The organism is Mesorhizobium sp. M0243 (genome assembly GCF_040321775.1).
GTDB lineage: Bacteria > Pseudomonadota > Alphaproteobacteria > Rhizobiales > Rhizobiaceae > Mesorhizobium.
This window is the reverse complement of sequence record NZ_JAMYSF010000012.1, coordinates 1-18,168: the sequence shown is the minus strand read 5'-3', so window position 1 is coordinate 18,168 and position 18,168 is coordinate 1. Positions and strand designations below refer to the sequence as shown.

Below are 18,168 nucleotides of genomic sequence, written 5' to 3'. Positions count from 1 at the left end.
TGGCGAATAGGGAGTAGCGAATAGGGGGAGAACGCGATGTTCGCTACTTCCTGTTCGCTCTTTCACCCAGGGGAGAAAGACAAATGTACGCAGTCAACTATCACCGCGCCGCCTCGGTCGCCGATGCCGCCAAGCTGATCAAGACCGGCGACGCCAAGCTGCTTTCGGGCGGCATGACGCTGATCCCGGCGATGAAGACGCGGCTTGCCGCGCCGTCCGACCTTGTCGACCTGTCGCGGATCACGGAGCTGCAGGGCGTCACGGTGTCGGGCAAGACCGTCGCCATCGGCGCCGCCACCACGCATCACGCTGTTGCCAATGACGAGAAGCTGAAGAAGGTCTGTCCGGCGCTTTCTCATCTGGCATCGCTGATCGGTGATCCGGCGGTGCGCCACAAGGGGACGATCGGCGGCTCGATCGCCAACAACGATCCGGCGGCCGATTATCCGGCGGCGCTGCTGGCGCTGGGCGCCACCATCATCACCAACAAGCGCCAGATATCAGCCGACAAATTCTTCAAAGGCCTGTTCGAAACGTCGTTGAAGGATGGCGAAATCGTCACCGCCGTCACCTTCACCGCGCCGGCCAAGGCGGCCTATGAAAAATTCCGCAATCCGGCATCGCGCTACGCCATCGTCGGCGTGTTCGTGGCCAAGGGCAAGGATGGCGTCAGCGTCGCCGTCACCGGTGCCGGCGACGACGGCGTTTTTCGTTCGAAGGAGATCGAGGCAGCATTAGCCGGGAACTTCGCGGCCTCGGCACTCGAAGGGGTAAAAGTGCCGGCGAAGAATTTGATGACCGACATCCATGCCTCGGCCGACTATCGCGCCAATCTGATCGCGGTGATGGCCAAGCGCGCGGTGGCTGCCGCCAACGCCTGATACGGTCAGTTGTGAACACGGGAGAAGGGGTCATGCGGCCCCTTTTCCTTTTTGGGACGACCTGTAGTTGTCCAATTTTGATGGAATCGCCCCCCGCACCAATCGTTTGCCTGAGCAATTTCTTCCGCCGACACTTCACCTGGAACTGCACCGGCGGCAATCTCGCACTTGCACAAATCCATATTGCACTGCAATATGGATTTGGGCGGGAATGCGAGCTGGGTTCGAAATGTACCGTCGTACCCTTCGCATACCTATTGCGAGAGGATCGGCATGACCGACATTTCCGCGACGCATGTCGTTCCGTCCCGATCCGCCGCCGACAGATCAACCAGAACAAGACTGGCCTATCTCGACGGCTGGCGCGGCCTTTCGATCGCGCTGGTGCTGATCGGCCATTTCTTTCCGGTTCCGGGAATCAATCTTGGCGTGCTGGGCGTCGAATTCTTCTTCGTGCTCAGCGGCCGGCTGATGGGCGAGATCCTGTTCATCGAACGCTACCCGCTGAAAAAATTCTTCAAACGCCGCTTCTCCCGCATCTATCCAGCTCTTCTGGTCTTCGTAGTCGTCGCGATGATCGCGCTGGCCGGCACGTTCATCGCCTTCAAATGGAAGGCGGCGCTGACGGCGCTGACATTCACCTACAACTATGCCGGCATTCTCCTGACGCGGGCAGGGGCGCTCGACCATATCTGGTCGCTCTGCATCGAGGAGCACGCCTACATCTTCCTGGCGCTGATCAGCGTCATCGTCTCAAGTCGCTCTCGCGTGGTCGTGCTGCTCCTGGCGCTGGCCTTGCTGGCCATGGCCAATGGCGCGGTTTCGTACTGGGTCTTCGGGATGGACTACGAAACCACTTATTGGCGCACCGACGTGCACATCGCGTCGATCCTGCTGTCGGCTTCGATCTGCCTGCTCAAGGCCGATGGCAGGCTGCCTGCGTTTTTGAGAGGCAAGCATGTGGCCCTGGTGGCAACGTTCTGTGCCGTTGTCCTGTTCCTGGATCAGGTGCCGACGCCGATCCACTATCTCTTCGCGGTGCCGCTGCTGGCGCTGGCCGTCAACGCACTCGATTTCAGCCCACGGTATTTTTCCGGATTGCTGTCCTCCTGGCCGATGGCGACGCTGGGCCTGTGGTCGTACTCGCTCTATCTGTGGCAGCAGCCGTTCTACAAATTCGTCTATGAACAAGGCAGCGCGCCGATCCCGATGCTGGCCGGCGTTTTTGCCTGCGCGCTCTGCAGCTACTACCTCATCGAGCGCCCGGCGCGCGAATGGCTCAACCGCAACTGGTGAATGCCGTCGTGCCCGGCCAGATGATCGCGAGTGCAGGTGGAGTGGATCGCGCTTCATAAGCAGACAATCAATTAATTATCTCTAATATAATTTTTTGGAAAGTAATGACCTGCTTTCGATATAGGCCAGTCTCATTAGACATTGGTCTTATGACGGGCATTCCTTATTGCCTCACCGGCTCACCCTCCTAGTTTGTTCGCAGGACACATCTGAGAAGATGGTTCGAAGACGCATCTGGGAGGATGGAATGGACACGACCGGGGAGAGGGCGGGCGGCTGGCTCGACCGCTCACGCACCGTCGCCGAACCTGGCTTCAGCAGGTGGATGGTGCCGCCAGCGGCGCTCTGCATACACCTTTGCATCGGCCAGGCCTATGCGTTCAGCGTTTTCAACCTGCCGATGTCGAAGTTGGTCGGCATCACCGACTCGGCGCCCGACGACTGGAAGCTGACCGGCCTTGGCTGGATTTTCTCGATCGCGATCCTGTTCCTGGGCATTGCGGCGGCGTTCGGCGGCGGCTGGCTGGATCGTGTCGGGCCGCGCAAAGCCATGGTCGCTTCTGCCTGCTGTTTCGGTGGCGGCTTCATTGTCTCGGCGCTCGGCGTCTATCTGCACCAGTTGTGGATCATCTATCTCGGCTACGGCGTGCTGGGCGGCATCGGTCTCGGCCTCGGCTACATCTCGCCGGTCAAGACGCTGATCACCTGGTTTCCGGACCGGCCGGGCATGGCAACCGGCATGGCGATCATGGGCTTCGGCGGCGGCGCCTTCATCGCCTCGCCGCTGTCGGTTTATCTGATGAAGCTGTTTTCGACGCCTGAGCATATCGGCGTCGCTGAAACCTTCCTCGTGCTGGGCATCGTCTATTTCGTCTTCATGCTGATTGGGGCTGTTATCGTCAGGGTGCCGCCGGAGGGCTGGCGGCCCGCCGGATGGGCGCCGCCAGCGGCACAGAATGCGATGGTGACGACGTCCAATGTCCATCTCGACGATGCGTTGAAGACGCCGCAGTTCTGGCTGCTATGGGGTGTGCTGTGCCTCAACGTGACGGCAGGCATCGGCGTGCTCGGGCAAGCCTCGGCCATGAGCCAGGAGATGTTCCCGGGACGCATCTCGCCGGCCGCTGCCGCCGGTTTCGTCGGCCTGTTGTCGATCTTTAACATGCTCGGCCGCTTCTTCTGGGCCTCGACCAGCGATTATATCGGCCGCAAGACAACCTATGCCATCTTCTTCGCGCTGGGCGTCGTCCTCTATGCGGCGGTGCCTTGGACCGGCCAGACCGGCAGCGTCTTCCTGTTCGTGCTGTTCTACGGGATCATCCTCAGCATGTATGGCGGCGGCTTCGCCACCATTCCCGCCTACCTGCGCGACGTCTTCGGCGTGCGTTACGTCGGCGCCATCCACGGCCGATTGCTGACCGCGTGGTCGGTGGCGGGCGTGCTTGGCCCGGTGCTGGTGAATTATATCAGGCAGTACCAGATCGACAGCGGCGTGGCGAAGGCCGACGCCTACACGGTCACCATGTACATCATGGCCGGCCTGCTGGTCATCGGCCTCCTGCTCAACCTGATGATGCGGCCGATCAATGCGCGCTTCCACATGAAGACCGAACCAGCGGTGGCTTAGAGCCAGTTCCATCCCGATAGAATCGGGATGGGCTCTATCGTATTGTTTGAGCATGATCTTTTCCGAAACCGGAGCCCAATTTCGGGATCATGCTCTGAGGAGACCGACCATGGCGCAAGACAACGGCAATTCGATCAAACTGACGCTGGCCTGGCTGCTGGTCGGCATCCCGTTGGTCTGGGGGTTCTGGATGACGCTGGTGAGTGCGACAGCCTTGTTCCAGTAGCCCTGTCTTCAGTTCGATCCGCCTGGCCTCAGACGGAGGTTCGTCTGATGTAATAGCGGACCGCTTTCTTGCCGCCATGGATGACGGCGTCGCCGGCCTCAGTGAAGCCAAGGGCGGCGTGAAAGGCATCCGAGGCGGGGTTCGGCGGGTCGGTGTTGACTTCGCAGGTGACCAGATTGTAGCCGGCGCGCTCAACATGGCCGAACAGATCCTGATAGAGGCGGCGGGCATGGCCGCGGCCGCGCGCATGCGCCGCCACGACGACGCGGTCGACATAGACGAACCGCTCATAGCGCTCGCGGAACCACAGGAAATTCGGGCTGTCGTAGCGGGCGTCCTGGTCGAAGGTCATGATGAAGGCTTCGAGATTGCCGATGCGGCGCGCATAGAATGCTTCGCCAAGCAGGAAGGACAGCCGCTCAGCCTCCAGCCACGACAGTTCGGCGGCATGCTCGTTGTTGAGCGCCAGGATCGCCGCTTCGTCTGCGGCCGCTACACGGGCTATCGGGACAGGGGTCGAGGTCATGCCTTCGCCGCCGCGATCGTTGCCGCCACCAGTGGTGTGTCGGTGAGCGTGTTACGATACTCGCGATCGAGATCGGAGCCACCCATGCCGACATGGGGATTGCGGTAGTCCATGGCACTCGGCACATCCTTGAGGGCGGCAAAATGCATTTCGGACAGGCCGGTCTTGCTGCGCACTTCGGCAATGTTGTGCAAATCCAGGCCGCCGCAGCCGAGAATGACGATGCGGTCACCGGCCTGCCGCACCAGATCCGCCAACAGCGGCAAGCCTTCGACGGCAGTGTCACGCTGGCCGCTGGTCAGCACGCGGCCGACCTTGCTGCGGATCAGCGATTCGAGCGCCTCGGCCGGATCGCGCGTCATGTCGAAGGCGCGATGGCAGGTGACGTTCAAGGGGCCAGCGGCTTGTGTCAGTTCGCTCATGCGCGCCTCATCCATGGTGCCATCGGCGTTCAGGCAGCCAAACACCACGCCGGGCACGCCGAGTTCGCGCAGTGCCGAGACATCGGCCAGCATCGAGGCGTATTCGGTCTCACTGTAGAGAAAATCGCCGCCGCGCGGCCGCACCATGACGTGAAACGGCACGCTTGCCTGCTCGATGGCGGCGCGGACCGTGCCGAGGCTCGGCGTGATGCCGCCTTCGATGAGGCTGGCGCATAATTCGACCCGGTCGGCGCCAGCGGCTTGCGCCGCGAGCAGGCCGTCAATGCCTTCGACACAGATTTCGATCAGCGGCAGGCGGAGAGCTTTGGTCAAGGGGCGATCCAGTCCATGATTTCCCGGCCAGCCCTAGCACCGGGCCGGCTGCTGCGAAAGCGCGAACAGCCTTCCGCCTTCGGGCACAGACTTCGCGGTTATTGGCGCAATTCCGTATTCTTGGCGCCTTGCTCGACCTGATCGATCACCAGAAGCTTCACCTCGACATCACCGATATTGGTGGCCTGATGCCACTGGCCGATCATTTCGATGATGAAATCGCCAGCCTTGTAGGTGTTGCTGATGCCGGTCTCGACATTGGTGACCTTCAGCGTGCCGGCCTGGACATAGGCGTAGCGCGGAAAGGGGTGCCTGTGGACCGGCAAGGTCGCGCCCGACGCGATGTCGTAGCTCGAGACCAGCACCTGCACGTTCTTCTGCGGCAGCGTGATCGGCTGGCCGGACGCGGTCGTCGTGCGCGACGCAAGAGGGGTCACGACGACAGGCGTGCCGCTGCTGTCCAGCGCGTGGGCCGGGTTCGCGGAAAAGGCCACCGCGAGCAGCAGTCCGGACATCAAAATTTTTCGCATGATTCGCTCCACCCCGCCGCCAACATCGCGCAGTGACCGCCAGCACGCAAGGCAGCGCCTTGGGCACCCGCTTCAGCGGACCTCGTACGGTGTGGCGGAATTCCCCGCCGAAGAGCATGGCTCGCTGGATCTGCCTGCCGGCCAGAAAATTTTTTACGCCCCTCTTGACGGAAAAAAACACGATTACCAGATCGTTTTCCGTCGAGGCTTCGGCTCGACATATTGGCGTCGCAGCGGCGCTGCGACAGCCTCGTAACCCATGTTGCTTCACGGAGGATATGGCTATGAGAAGCTTTGATTATACCCCTCTTTACCGCACAACGGTCGGCTTCGACCGTCTCTTCGATATGCTCGAGAAAAGCGGGCGCTCCGACTGGCCTCCCTACAATATCGAGAAGATTGGCGAGAACGACTATCGCATTACGATGGCTATCGCCGGCTTCGCTCTCGATGAAGTCGAACTCATACAGAACGGCCCCGAATTGTCTGTCATCGGCCAAAGGAAACCCGACCAGGAAAATCGGGAGGTCCTTCATCGCGGCTTGGCGACGAGCAACTTCAAGCAGGTGTTCAAACTTGCCGATCACGTAAAGGTCAAGGCGGCCAACCTCGAGAATGGCTTGCTGTCGGTGGACCTGATCCGCGAAGTGCCCAAGGAACTCAAGCCTCGGCGCATTGAGATAGGGTCCGAAGCCAAGGCGGTTTCGCTCGAGCAACCCGGCAAGAAGCAGTTGATCGATTCCGATGCGGAGCCTCAGCGCGAGGTCGCCTGATTCCCTGGAACCTAGATCTACGGTCCGCCTCCCGGTTCGGCCGGGAGGCACAGCTCGCGGAGAATGGAGATGAGAACCGAAGCTTACAGTTTTTACCAACCCGAACCGAAAAATCTTGCCGCGGAATCCGCTGAGTTGCGGACGCCAGATGACGTCCTGAACGAGGAGACGATGACAATCGGCGCAAAGCGGGCTTTGCTCGCTTTCTGGGCTTCCGACGTTCATGCGGTTCCTGACAATCCCGCGTTGCGGCAATTGGACAACGGCGCCATCGTGGAAGTCAGCGACATACTTCGCGCCCTCCACCTCCTGGACGAATCCGGGCGGGAACCGCGTATTTCAAAGATGCCGGGCACCGTCAGCCCGTCTTTCGACCGGCGCCGCAGGAAGAGCCGCCTCGGTTGGATGCGGCACCCCTGGCGAGATGACGACGATGATCCGCCGCCAATCCCGGCCATTGCAACGGTACCGCCTGGGCGTGGAGGTGGCGGCATGTTGGCCGAGCCGGAGCATGCAATCGCATGATGACCCGAACCAGCAACAACCCACCGTGCCGAATGGAGGATTACATGAGTGACAGGACGTTCGACCAACCGGTCCTGGTCAAGAATGGCGAGTTCATTCAAGAAATAGGGTGCCTCGACGACGCCTTTGACTTCTTTGACGAGTGGCCAAGGGAAAGGCGGGGTCCGATTTTCGAAACGGCCTTTCGAGCCTGCCAGCGTGCTTACGACGGCCAGGTTCCGCTGACGGTGGCGCGCGATGCCGTCGCCGGCTTCGCAAGATCCGTCAAGATCCTGCAGGACCCGCTTGCTCAGTTCCCTTGGATGGACACAAGGTCAGGTCGCGGTGGGATTACCGCTTAGCCTTGATAAAAGGGGCGGCGCTACCAGGACGGCTGGGCCTGCATCGTCGTTTTCACATCGCTGCAAGGTGAGCTGCCCTACCAGTTCACCTTGTAGCGGGGCGGCTCGATCTTTTGTTCGAACTCCCTGGTGCGGTTTTTGGCGACTGGCTAGGTCAGCCTCGCAACAGTCAATGCTAATATAATGTTCGAAGCGTCGCCACAGGAGGTTCAATGGTTTCCGCTATCGTAAGTCAACATCCGCATGTCCCGGAAAAACAAACGGCAGTGGGGAAGCCGCAAACCGGGGAAGGATTTTCGCCGGGCCGCAGCGCGGACGCCGTGGGACATCTGGCCAAAATCATGGTTGCCGCAGGCGGCGATATGGATGCTGGCGCGCAAGGCCGCGCGGCATCCAAGATCGCCAGGATGGACATCACGGTTCTGGCCGCACCACCCGTAGAAACACCAACAGAGTAAAATATGCTCGTTCGGGCGCCTCCGCGCCGTCATCAGCGGCATGCGCGGCTCTCGCAGATTACGCCACGGCTCTCAGCGGAGGCTCCGCCATCGTCCCCAGGCCGTCGCATTCCGCGCAGGCGCCCGTCTTTCCAGGGCAGCCACCCCGATGGGTTCCCTGCGGGCAGCAGTGCCCGTTTGACGCATACCACTTGGAGCAGTCGAAAACCCTGCCGCTGCCATGACAGCGCGGGCATTCCATATTCGATGAAATCATACTAATTCTTGCCCAACCCAAACGCACTCGCCCTACGTCGCAAGTAACAGGAATCATTGTGCTTTCAAGCACATTGCCCTGACTTAAATTGGGGGGATCGACGGATGGCCGGCATCGATGGCGAGCTATTGTTGCGCCGTAATTACGTTCCTCGTGAAGACCTTGCTCGCCACAAGCCGCGTTGGACATTGGCCGGCAACAATAGGTTGCGCCGCCTTGTCCCGTTCGTTCTCAATGGTGACGGCGACTGCGTCGCCGGGCTTCGCGTCGGCGGCCTGTGTGGCCGTGGACGCGAAGAGGACCGTCTGGGTGATGAGAGCCGAAAACGCGGCAACCTGGACCAGCACGGCGGCGAGGGCGATCTTCTTCAGCATGCGAGAAAACGCTCTTCGATGTTCCCGGTTCCCCACGCATTCAGGTTTTCTGCTCGCTACGGAACAAGAGACCGGCAGGGCGGTTAACTCGATTATGCCGAGCAAGATCAAAGAGCCACCATCGAAGCCCGCACCGGAGAAGATACCTGTGCAACGCCGGGACAAAGAAGTCCCGCCAGAGCTTAAGCATGTCGACCCGCCACCGCGAGATGTGCGAGAGGCACCGGCACCCAACCCGAACGGCGACAAGAGATGAGATCGCCGAGATCGAAGCAAGGCCTTATGCCTGCTCCCGCGAACCGTCCCGATGCCGCGGCGTCATCGACGGCGCTGGACAGCGGGGCCAGGTCAAGTTGAGAATCAACCTGCTGACCGCGATTTTGCAGACATGCCATAGATCAGCCCCTATGGGCGACCTGACCGTCTCAAGGCTTTGAAAAGATTGGCTCCCCGGGCCGGATTCGAACCAGCGACCAACCGGTTAACAGCCGGTTGCTCTACCACTGAGCTACCGGGGAACGGATGCTCTTATGTGAGTGGCGCAGCCTATAGCTGCCCTTTTCGGCTTTGCAAAGAAGCTTTTCACATTTTTCCGAGGCTTTTTCGCGCAGGCGTTTCTCGCAATCGTCGAAGGAAGCCCTCATATTAGCCGTCTTGGCGGGGATATGGAACCGAAAGCGCGGCGGCTGCTTTGGTTCAAGCATGCTTGCGAACAATCAAACGGGTCAATCTTTCGAGACGATGACAGCACAAGACAACCAGATGCCGGCGCGGAAAATCTCCGTTTTCGGGCGCGAGTTCAAAATGCCGCGCTCGCGCGGGCTCAGAATCACGATCGGCATCCTGCTGACCGTTGGCGGCGTCCTCGGTTTCCTGCCGATCCTCGGCTTCTGGATGGTTCCGCTCGGATTGCTGGTGCTGTCCTATGAATTCGCCATGGTTCGCCGTCACCGGCGTCGCTTTGTCGTCTGGTGGGAACGGCGTCGCCGGCCCGATTGACCGCCGATAGCGCAAGGCGGGTGTTCAGCGGGCGGCGTGCTCTTCCAGCGCCTCACGGATCTGCTTGAGAATCGCCGCGGCCGAGGCAAGCCTTGCCCTGTCATGCGGCGACAGGCTGTCCGCACCTTCGATGGACAGACGGTCGATTGCGTAATGCAGAGGCTCTCCGCATTGTGGCAGGGACAGGCCGGACGAGGCACTTGTATTTGCTGCCACTGTCCGGTGCATGGCTCTTCCTCCTGCCATGTCCAACGCACGGCCGCCGATGAGTTTCTTCTCCGGGCAGGCTATGCTTAATTGTCCGCTAATGGAGCGGTCAGGCCCGATCCGACGATTTGCCGGGTGCCGTCCGGACTGACGCGAGGAAACCGTTCGGAATGCACGGTGGCCGCTTGACGTCATTTTCGCCGCAACCTATTGGAACCGGGTGGAACGCCGGGAGCAATGAGGCCTCGTGGCGGAGTGGTTACGCAGAGGACTGCAAATCCTTGCACCCCGGTTCGATTCCGGGCGAGGCCTCCAATGCCCGGGCCCCCGCGCGGCAGCGCAGGGGCCTGAAGTTCCTGACACAATGGACCGCGGTTCTGGCGCGGCAAGCGGATTGGTTGGGACATGAGCGCTGATTTCTCCGAACTACGCGTCAAGATGGTCGACGGCCAGGTCCGCACCACCGATGTGACCAGCGCGCCGCTGCTCGATGCAATGCTTGTCGTCCCAAGAGAGATGTTTGTCGGCGCCGCCCAGCGCGATCTGGCCTATATCGACGAGGACATCCGCATTGCCGCCGGCGCGGACGGCGCGCGCTACCTGATGGAAGCATCGCCGTTGGCCAAGCTTATCCAGCTGGCGGAGATCAACCCGACCGATTCGGCGCTCGATGTCGGTTGCGGAACCGGCTACGCCTCGGCCATCCTGTCGCGACTGGCCAGGTCCGTGGTGGCGCTCGAAAGTGATTCGGCGCTGGCGGAAACCGCCAGATCGACGCTTTCGTCGCTGGGCTGCGGCAATGTGACCGTCGTCCAGGGCGCGTTGCCGCAGGGGCATGCCGCTAAGGCGCCTTATAACGTCATCTTCGTCGGTGGCAGCGTCGCGGAAGTGCCGGTGGCGCTGCTGGACCAACTCGCCGAAGGCGGCCGCCTTGTCGCCGTCGAAGGGCAGGGCAATTCCGGCGTGGCCCGTCTCTTTTTCAAGGCCGGGGGGGTTGTAACCGGAAGACGTGCATTTAATGCGGCAATTAAGCCACTACCGGGGTTTGAACGCATTCGTGCTTTCGAATTCTGAATGATTTGGCCTTGCAGGAGAGGCTGTGTCATGGTCGCTTGCATTTGAACGATCGCTGCGGATCCCAGACTGGGGGCACTTTGGGGTGAGCAGCAGGGAACATCGAACACGCGGCGCCGGCTGATCTATGAGAGAAGCAGGCGCGGCGCGGTTCCCATGGAAAACGAATGAGGGTTTAACCGTGCCGTCTTTACGCAAGTCACTTTTCACCGCCGTCCTCGTTTCGGCGACCATGCTGTCCCCACTGGCGGCTTCAGCCGAAAGCATCTCCGGCGCGCTTGCAAAGGCCTATCAGTACAATTCTTCGCTGAATGCATCCCGCGCCGGCGTTCGTGTCACCGACGAGGGTGTCGCCATCGCCAAGTCGGGCTACCGCCCGATTGTCACCGGCTCGGCGGATATTGATTATTCGAGCAGCCATCTCAATGGCACCAATTCAAGCGTGAGGCTGACCACCGGAAATTTTGGCGTCCAGATAAACCAGATGCTGTTCGATGGCTTTCAGACCAGGAACAATGTCGCTGCCGCCGAAGCGCAGGTCCGCGCTTCCGTCGAAAGCCTGCGCAACACCGAAGAGGGTATCCTGTTCAGCGCGGCCCAAGCCTATATGAACGTGATTCGCGACCGGCAGGTCGCCGTGCTGACTGAGCAGAACCTTCAGTTCCTTACCGAAACGGCGCGCGCGGCGCGTTCGCGTTTCGAAGTTGGCGAAGGCACGCGCACCGATGTCGCCCAGGCCGATGCTTCGCGGGCCGCCGCCGTGGCATCGCTGAGTGCCGCCCGGGCGCAGGCGCTGGCAAGTGCGGCGATCTACCGCCAGATCGTCGGCGACGAGCCGGGCAAGCTCAAGGGCGCTTCGCCGGTGGCAAAGCTGTTGCCGTCGAGCCTCGCCGCCGCCGTCGGGGTGGCCTCGAACGAGCATCCGGCCATCCTTGCCACGCAGCATCTGGTCGACGCGGCCGCGTTTTCGGTGAAGTCGGCCGAAGGCGCGCTGTTGCCGCAGCTGTCGGCTTCCGCCGGCGTTTCGAGCGCCTATCGCAATACCTCGCCTTTGCCGGGCGTCGGTTCGCAGGATGGCACGACCAATTCGGCCAGTGTCGGGGCAACGCTGACCATCCCGATCTATTCGGGTGGCCGCACCTCGGCGATCGTGCGCCAGGACAAGGAATCGCTCAGCCAGGCCCGCATCCAGGTCGACGTCAGCCGCGACCAGGTGCGCCAGGCCGTCACCGCCGCCTGGACCGAGTACACCGCCGCGCAGCAGCAGCTGACGGCCAACAGGCAGGTGATCGAGGCCGCGAAGCTGGCACTGAACGGTGTCATCGAAGAGCGCAATGTCGGCCAGCGCACCACGCTCGACGTCCTCAACGCGCAGGCGACGGTCATCACCGCCCAGATCAACCAGGCCGGTTACGAACATGATGTGGTGGTGGCGAGCTACGCCATCCTGCAGGCGACCGGCCGTCTGTCCGTCGACCGCCTTGGCTTGCAGGTAGCGAAATACAAGCCTGAAGAGCATTACAACGCGGTCAAGGACAAGTGGTACGGCCTGCGCACGCCGGACGGCCGCTGAAGCGTTCGGCCAGGACTGGCCGTGCTCCTCGTTTGAGCAGGATCTTTCGTACTGCGCTCTCGGGTTCAGATCGCGCTAATCTGTTGAAATCCCACAAGTCCCCAGATTGGGGATTCTCGTGCGGCGATCCGTCGGTTACGCTGTCGCCATGATTCGATCCGGCTCTGCCGGATCGGAAAACCCAACAGGGGTCACAAGGGCGGCGGATGTGACGATGGCAACGGCAAGCAGCGCACAGCGCGAACCTTCCATGGAAGAGATACTGGCTTCCATCAGGCGGATCATCGAGGACAGCGACGGCGGCCGCAAGCAGCCGGGCGACGCCGATGAGTTGAGCCAGGATCTGGAGCGCGCGTCGAGCGCCTATGCAGCCCCCGACGTGGAAGCATTCCGTGCCGACCTGCATGCCGCCCCCGACGGCAGGAAGCCGGTCACGCTGGCGGAAGTCCAGGCACAGTTGCCGGCGGCCGAGCCGGTGGCCGCACGCATGGAAACGCCGGTGCGCCCCGATCCCGGCCCGGCAAAGCCATCGATGACACTTGCCGAGGTCAGCGCCCGCGTCGCCGCCGAGCCAATCACGGTTGAAGCGCCGGGATCGCGTCCTGTCGCCGACGCTTCCATCGCCGATTGGCGTCGCGAGATCGCCGCGGTCGGTGAGCAGGCGAGGGCGGTGTCGGACCGGAGCGAAGCCCCCAAGACCGCTGCCCAGCCGTCCGTGGAGACTCCAAGTGACGAACCGACCGCGAAAGCAGCCGTCGAGCCGTCTCGTCCGGATGCAAGCGTGGTGCGACCGGTGGCGGCCAGCGACGCGCCGCGTCCGGCGATCGTTTCCGAGCACACCGGCCGGCAGGTCGCGGCTGCCTTTGGCGAGCTTTCCGACGCGTTTGCCAGCCGCAGCAAGAAGACATTCGACGAAATGGCCGAAGAGATGCTGCGGCCGATGCTGCAGGATTGGCTCGACAACAATCTGCCGACACTGGTCGAAAGGCTGGTGCGCGAGGAGATCGAGCGCGTGGCGCGCGGGGCGCAGTAGTTCCCCATGCCGATCACCAAAGGAAGCGGCGCCCTCGTGGCGCCGTTTCCTTTGGTGAGGTCAGCTTGTTGGCAGGACGACGGATCGCTTTCCGTTGAAATGACCAAGGCCGCGCCTATCTGGTTGTGAGGGTCCGAGACAGCCCTTGCGGTTGACTTGGTCAAAGCCTTCCGATTTACAGCGGACCAGCAAAACTCCCGACAGCGCGGACCATTTTCCCATGCTTGAAAAGACCTACGACGCCAAAACCGTCGAGCCGAAGATCGCCAAAGTCTGGGAAGAGGCCGACGCGTTTCGCGCCGGTGCCGGGGCCGAGGAGGGGGCGGAAGCCTTCACCATCGTCATCCCGCCGCCGAACGTCACCGGCTCGCTGCATATGGGACACGCGCTCAACAACACGCTGCAGGATATACTGGTGCGCTTCGAGCGCATGCGCGGCAAGAATGTCCTGTGGCAGCCGGGCATGGACCATGCCGGTATCGCCACGCAGATGGTGGTCGAGCGGCAGCTGATGGAAAAGCAGATCCATCGCCGCGACCTGACCCGCGAGCAGTTCATCGAGAAAGTGTGGGAGTGGAAGGCCGAATCCGGCGGCGCGATCTTCAACCAGTTAAAGCGGCTCGGCGCCTCGGCCGATTGGTCACGCGAACGCTTCACCATGGACGAAGGCCTGTCCAAGGCCGTGCTCGAAGTGTTCGTCACGCTCTACAAGGAAGGGCTGATCTACAAGGATAAGCGCCTTGTGAACTGGGATCCCAAGCTGCTCACCGCGATCTCCGATCTCGAGGTCGAGCAGCAGGAGGTCAACGGCAATCTCTGGCACTTCCGCTACCCCGTAGAGGGCCAGGTCTTCGACCCGGAAAACCCAACAACCTTCATCACCGTGGCGACGACGCGCCCGGAGACGATGCTGGGCGATACGGCCGTCGCCGTGCACCCTGACGACGAGCGCTTCCGGCATCTGGTCGGCAAGAACATCGTCCTGCCGATCGTCGGTCGCAGGATTCCTGTGGTGGCGGACGAGTACTCCGATCCGGAAAAGGGTTCGGGCGCGGTCAAGATCACGCCCGCGCACGATTTCAATGACTTCGAGGTCGGCAAGCGCCACAAGCTGCCGGCGATCAGCATCCTGACCACGGAGGCGGCGGTAAGTCTCAGGGATAATGAGGATTTCCTTGCCGGCCTCGAGGTGACGCCGGAGCGCCAAATTGTCTGGGACGAACTCGACGGCCTCGACCGCTTCGTCGCGCGCAAGAAGATCGTCGAGCTGATGGAAGAGGGCGGCTTCCTCGAAAAGGTCGAGCCGCATCGCCACGCCGTCCCGCAAGGCGATCGCGGGGGCGTGCCGATCGAGCCGTTCCTGACCGAGCAATGGTATGCCAATGCGGCGGAACTGGCCAAGCCAGCGATCGCTTCGGTGCGCGAGGGGCGCACCAAGATCATACCCGGGAATTGGGAAAAGACTTATTTCCAGTGGATGGAAAATATCGAACCCTGGTGCATCTCACGCCAACTGTGGTGGGGTCATCAGATCCCGGCATGGTACGGGCCGGATGGGCGCGTCTTCGTCGAGAAGACCGAGGAAGAGGCGCTCGGCGCCGCGATCGAATACTACCTGGCTCTGGAAGGACCCTGGAAGGGCTGGGTCGAGGACAAGTTGGAGAATTTCCAGCCGGGCGAGATCCTGACCCGCGACGAGGATGTACTCGACACCTGGTTTTCGTCGGCGCTGTGGCCGTTCTCGACATTGGGATGGCCTGATGAGACGCCGGAGCTGAAGACCTACTACCAGACCGACGTGCTGGTGACCGGCTTCGACCTCATCTTCTTCTGGGTTGCCCGTATGATGATGATGGGCCTGCACTTCATGGACGAGGAGCCGTTCCACACCGTCTACATGCACGCGTTGGTGCGCGACAAGAACGGGCAGAAGATGTCGAAGTCGAAAGGCAACGTCGTCGACCCCCTCGACCTGATCGACGAATACGGGGCCGATGCGCTGCGCTTCACCCTGACGGTGATGGCGGCGCAAGGCCGCGACGTGAAGCTCGACCCGGCGCGCATCGCCGGCTATCGCAATTTCGGCACCAAGCTGTGGAACGCCACGCGCTTCGCCGAAATGAACGAGGTCGCGCGCAATGACGAGTTCTGGCTGAATGACGCGAAGCTGGCGGTCAACCGCTGGATCCTGACCGAACTGACGCGCGCGGCGCGCGAAATCACGGACGGCATCACCTCATACCGCTTCAACGAGGCGGCGGGTGCCGCCTACCGCTTCGTCTGGAACCTGTTCTGCGACTGGTATCTGGAATTGCTGAAGCCGGTGTTCATGGGCGCCGACGAGGCGGCCAAGGCCGAAAGCCGCGCCTGCGTCGCCTTCGTACTCGACGAGATCTACAAGCTGCTGCACCCGATGATGCCGTTCATGACCGAGGAACTGTGGGCGCAGACCGCTGGCGAAGGCAAGCAACGCCTCTCGCTGCTGTGTCATGCGGCATGGCCGTCACCGGATTTCGAAGACGCCGAGGCCGCAGCGGACATCAATTGGCTGGTCGAACTCGTCTCCGGCATTCGCTCCGTGCGTTCGGAGATGAACGTGCCGCCGGCAGCCATTGCACCGCTCGTCGTGGTCGGCGCCAATAATGTGACACGCGAGCGCCTCGTTCGCGAGGATTCGGCGATCAAGCGGCTGGCGCGGGTCGGCGACATCTCGCTTGCCGATGTCGCGCCCAAGGGCTCGGCGCAGATCGTGCTCAATGAGGCGACGGTCTGCCTGCCGCTTGGCAGCCTGATCGACCTCGCCGCCGAGGCGGCACGGCTGCAGAAGGAACTGGCCAAGGTGACCGAGGAGATCGCGCGCCTGCACAAGAAACTGTCGAACGAAAGGTTCGTCGCCAGCGCGCCGGCCGAGATCGTCGATGCCGAGCGTGAAAAGCTCGCCGAATACCGCGATGCGCAGGGCAAGCTGTCAGTCGCGTTGGCCAGGGTTCGCGACGCCGGCTAAGGATAGATTCGCGAGACTTTAGCCCTCTCTAAACTGCTGGTTTTCCGCCTCGAAAATCAGCATGCCGTTGCGTTAATTTTGACGTAAACGGAAGTTTTAGCCCCATTGTTGCCATAATGTAACAATGGGGCTCCCGGACCGCAAAAAACGCTGTTTTCGAACCTTTTTGGATGGGTTTCCTCTGTTTTTTGGAAGCAGATCCGCCATCACGGACCGTTTTCGGCCTTGCCGCATCCGGTTGCATTTCCTCGAAAATGCGCCTGGCGAATGTGTACATGTACGCTCTTGAATTCGTTGTTGCACCGTTAACCCGAATTGGTTCTAGCTTGATGCACTCGAATTCGGGGAGGACATTTCATGACTATTCTGCGACTGAAAGCGCTGCTTGGGGCGGGCTGCTTTTCGCTGGCTTTGATCGGGACGGCGATGAACCCGGCACATGCCGGCGGCCTGGAGCGTGCTGGCTACGATATCGACCTGTTGTTTGATCCGGCTCCGTTCGCGACCGAAGCGGAAGCGACCTATGTGATGCCGGACCGCAAGTACAAGAATGCGCGCGGCCCGGGCGGAGCCGATCTCGGTTTGGGCACCTCGGCCGACGGAGCCGAGGGCTATTGGGTTCCACGCATTGGAGCCAAGGTCCAGGTCGTGCAAGGCGTGGATTGCATGGTCGATTATTCGCAGCCCTGGGGTGCACATACCGCGCCGGGAAATGCGTGGAACGGCGCGTTTTCGAATATCGAAACCGACATCAAGAGCGACAACTACGCGGCTACCTGCTCCTACAAGATGGACGCCGGCAAAGGCCAGCTTCGGTTCATAGGCGGTGTTTTCTACCAGAAGATCTATGGCTTCAAGGAGAACTACACAGATATTGGCTTCGGCACGATGGTCGGTCGTGTCGATCTGGAGGCCGATGGCTGGGGCTGGCGTGCGGGCGTCGCTTATGAAATTCCAGATATCGCGCTGCGCGCCAGCCTTGTCTACAATTCGCAAGTGAAGCTCGACAATATCTCTGGTACTCTGAACATCGGCGGCGTCGTCTCTGTACCGATTTATGGTGCGACGGAGTCAATGCCGGATTCGCTCGAATTGAAACTGCAGTCGGGCATCGCACCTGGCTGGCTCGCTTTCGGTTCGATCAAGTGGGTCAATTGGAGCGTCCTGCAAAGCGTTCCGATCTGTGCCCAGGGTACACCCTCCTCATTCTGCGTCACGAATGGTCTGGGCCAACTAACTTCACTCGACCTGATGTATCGTGATGGCTGGACTGTCACGGGCGGTATCGGTCACAAGTTCAATGATCAGTGGAGTGCCGCTGGGCAGCTTTCCTGGGATCGTGGCACGTCGCATGGCTATGGTGCACAGACCGATACCTGGACGCTGGGTGGTGGCGTTGCCTATACGCCCAGGCCGAATATCGAGGTTCGTCTGGCAGGTGCGGTCGGTGTGCTGACCAGCGGCCATTCAGGGGAGTTGGCTGGCGAGAACGGCTATATCGCGGGCACCGATGACAGCTATGACTTCGGCAACGATCTGGTCACGGCAATTTCCGGCGGTATCAAGATCAAGTTCTAAGCAACTGAAAATTCTAAGCAAAAGGCCGGGCGTTGCTCGTAATGCAGTTCACTTAAGTTGGGCTGGATGAGGATCTGGTAAGACCTATCGAACAGGATGGAGATTCGTTTCCATCCTGTTCGTGTTTTGAGA

At 61.3% G+C, this 18,168-nt stretch carries 19 protein-coding genes and 2 tRNA genes; 15 read left to right on the top strand and 6 right to left on the bottom strand.

Going from position 1 to position 18,168, the window contains the following annotated elements:
* The first annotated feature begins 83 nt into the window (after window positions 1-83).
* The 4 genes from NKJ11_RS17225 to NKJ11_RS33845 all read left to right on the top strand — a co-directional run bounded on the left by NKJ11_RS17225 (window position 84) and on the right by NKJ11_RS33845 (window position 4,030).
* Window positions 84-881: an FAD binding domain-containing protein gene (locus tag NKJ11_RS17225; RefSeq protein ID WP_023812220.1), complete on the top strand. Its 798-nt coding sequence runs from the start codon at window positions 84-86 to the stop codon at window positions 879-881.
* A gap of 273 nt (window positions 882-1,154) precedes the next feature.
* A complete protein-coding gene (locus NKJ11_RS17220) occupies window positions 1,155-2,177 on the top strand; it encodes an acyltransferase family protein (protein WP_352793830.1) in 1,023 nt (340 codons plus the stop codon).
* A 247-nt stretch (window positions 2,178-2,424) separates the two neighbouring features.
* Window positions 2,425-3,804 carry an L-lactate MFS transporter gene (locus NKJ11_RS17215; RefSeq protein WP_128303999.1) on the top strand — a complete coding sequence of 460 codons (1,380 nt, stop codon included), beginning with the start codon at window positions 2,425-2,427 and terminating at the stop codon, window positions 3,802-3,804.
* A gap of 109 nt (window positions 3,805-3,913) precedes the next feature.
* The gene (locus NKJ11_RS33845) at window positions 3,914-4,030 is read left to right on the top strand and encodes an MFS transporter small subunit (RefSeq protein ID WP_128304000.1); all 117 of its coding nucleotides are present in this window, start codon (window positions 3,914-3,916) and stop codon (window positions 4,028-4,030) included.
* A 28-nt stretch (window positions 4,031-4,058) separates the two neighbouring features.
* Here NKJ11_RS33845 and NKJ11_RS17210 read toward each other — a convergent pair whose 3' ends face one another.
* The 3 genes from NKJ11_RS17210 to NKJ11_RS17200 form a co-directional block, all read right to left on the bottom strand.
* Window positions 4,059-4,556 carry a GNAT family N-acetyltransferase gene (locus tag NKJ11_RS17210; protein ID WP_128304001.1) on the bottom strand — a complete coding sequence of 166 codons (498 nt, stop codon included), beginning with the start codon at window positions 4,554-4,556 and terminating at the stop codon, window positions 4,059-4,061.
* A complete protein-coding gene (locus NKJ11_RS17205) occupies window positions 4,553-5,311 on the bottom strand; it encodes a copper homeostasis protein CutC (RefSeq protein WP_023812215.1) in 759 nt (252 codons plus the stop codon). The genes NKJ11_RS17210 and NKJ11_RS17205 overlap by 4 nt, the downstream gene beginning before the upstream one ends.
* 98 nt (window positions 5,312-5,409) lie before the next feature.
* On the bottom strand, window positions 5,410-5,841 hold the full coding sequence (locus NKJ11_RS17200; RefSeq protein ID WP_023812214.1) for a cupin domain-containing protein: 432 nt from the start codon (window positions 5,839-5,841) through the stop codon (window positions 5,410-5,412).
* 284 nt (window positions 5,842-6,125) lie between these two features.
* Between NKJ11_RS17200 and NKJ11_RS17195 the strand changes: the two genes are divergently transcribed.
* From NKJ11_RS17195 to NKJ11_RS17180, 4 genes are all read left to right on the top strand, one after another.
* On the top strand, window positions 6,126-6,614 hold the full coding sequence (locus NKJ11_RS17195) for an Hsp20 family protein (RefSeq protein WP_023812212.1): 489 nt from the start codon (window positions 6,126-6,128) through the stop codon (window positions 6,612-6,614).
* 69 nt (window positions 6,615-6,683) lie between these two features.
* A complete protein-coding gene (locus NKJ11_RS17190) occupies window positions 6,684-7,139 on the top strand; it encodes a hypothetical protein (protein ID WP_023812211.1) in 456 nt (151 codons plus the stop codon).
* A gap of 44 nt (window positions 7,140-7,183) precedes the next feature.
* On the top strand, window positions 7,184-7,480 hold the full coding sequence (locus tag NKJ11_RS17185; RefSeq protein WP_023812210.1) for a DUF982 domain-containing protein: 297 nt from the start codon (window positions 7,184-7,186) through the stop codon (window positions 7,478-7,480).
* A gap of 212 nt (window positions 7,481-7,692) precedes the next feature.
* Window positions 7,693-7,938 (top strand): hypothetical protein, encoded by a 246-nt coding sequence (locus NKJ11_RS17180; RefSeq protein WP_023812209.1) that lies wholly within the window; start codon window positions 7,693-7,695, stop codon window positions 7,936-7,938.
* Window positions 7,939-8,319: 381 nt separating this feature from the next.
* Here the strand turns inward: NKJ11_RS17180 and NKJ11_RS17175 are convergent, their stop codons facing one another.
* Window positions 8,320-8,568, bottom strand: coding sequence for a hypothetical protein (locus tag NKJ11_RS17175; RefSeq protein WP_023812208.1), 249 nt, complete (start codon window positions 8,566-8,568; stop codon window positions 8,320-8,322).
* A gap of 443 nt (window positions 8,569-9,011) precedes the next feature.
* A tRNA-Asn gene (locus NKJ11_RS17170) sits at window positions 9,012-9,086 on the bottom strand.
* Between the two features lie 223 nt (window positions 9,087-9,309).
* On the opposite strand from NKJ11_RS17170, the gene NKJ11_RS17165 reads away from it, so the two are divergent.
* A complete protein-coding gene (locus NKJ11_RS17165) occupies window positions 9,310-9,567 on the top strand; it encodes a hypothetical protein (protein ID WP_023812207.1) in 258 nt (85 codons plus the stop codon).
* Between the two features lie 24 nt (window positions 9,568-9,591).
* Here NKJ11_RS17165 and NKJ11_RS17160 read toward each other — a convergent pair whose 3' ends face one another.
* Window positions 9,592-9,795: a hypothetical protein gene (locus tag NKJ11_RS17160; RefSeq protein WP_128304002.1), complete on the bottom strand. Its 204-nt coding sequence runs from the start codon at window positions 9,793-9,795 to the stop codon at window positions 9,592-9,594.
* A 220-nt stretch (window positions 9,796-10,015) separates the two neighbouring features.
* On the opposite strand from NKJ11_RS17160, the gene NKJ11_RS17155 reads away from it, so the two are divergent.
* The 6 genes from NKJ11_RS17155 to NKJ11_RS17130 all read left to right on the top strand — a co-directional run bounded on the left by NKJ11_RS17155 (window position 10,016) and on the right by NKJ11_RS17130 (window position 18,036).
* A tRNA-Cys gene (locus NKJ11_RS17155) sits at window positions 10,016-10,089 on the top strand.
* 90 nt (window positions 10,090-10,179) lie between these two features.
* Window positions 10,180-10,848, top strand: a complete 669-nt coding sequence (locus tag NKJ11_RS17150; protein ID WP_023812205.1) for a protein-L-isoaspartate O-methyltransferase family protein — start codon at window positions 10,180-10,182, stop codon at window positions 10,846-10,848.
* Between the two features lie 181 nt (window positions 10,849-11,029).
* On the top strand, window positions 11,030-12,421 hold the full coding sequence (locus tag NKJ11_RS17145) for a TolC family outer membrane protein (protein WP_023812204.1): 1,392 nt from the start codon (window positions 11,030-11,032) through the stop codon (window positions 12,419-12,421).
* A 214-nt stretch (window positions 12,422-12,635) separates the two neighbouring features.
* Window positions 12,636-13,454 carry a PopZ family protein gene (locus NKJ11_RS17140; protein WP_128304003.1) on the top strand — a complete coding sequence of 273 codons (819 nt, stop codon included), beginning with the start codon at window positions 12,636-12,638 and terminating at the stop codon, window positions 13,452-13,454.
* 220 nt (window positions 13,455-13,674) lie between these two features.
* Window positions 13,675-16,458 (top strand): valine--tRNA ligase, encoded by a 2,784-nt coding sequence (locus NKJ11_RS17135; RefSeq protein ID WP_352793829.1) that lies wholly within the window; start codon window positions 13,675-13,677, stop codon window positions 16,456-16,458.
* 357 nt (window positions 16,459-16,815) lie between these two features.
* Window positions 16,816-18,036, top strand: a complete 1,221-nt coding sequence (locus NKJ11_RS17130) for an OmpP1/FadL family transporter (RefSeq protein WP_128304005.1) — start codon at window positions 16,816-16,818, stop codon at window positions 18,034-18,036.
* Window positions 18,037-18,168 lie beyond the last annotated feature (132 nt).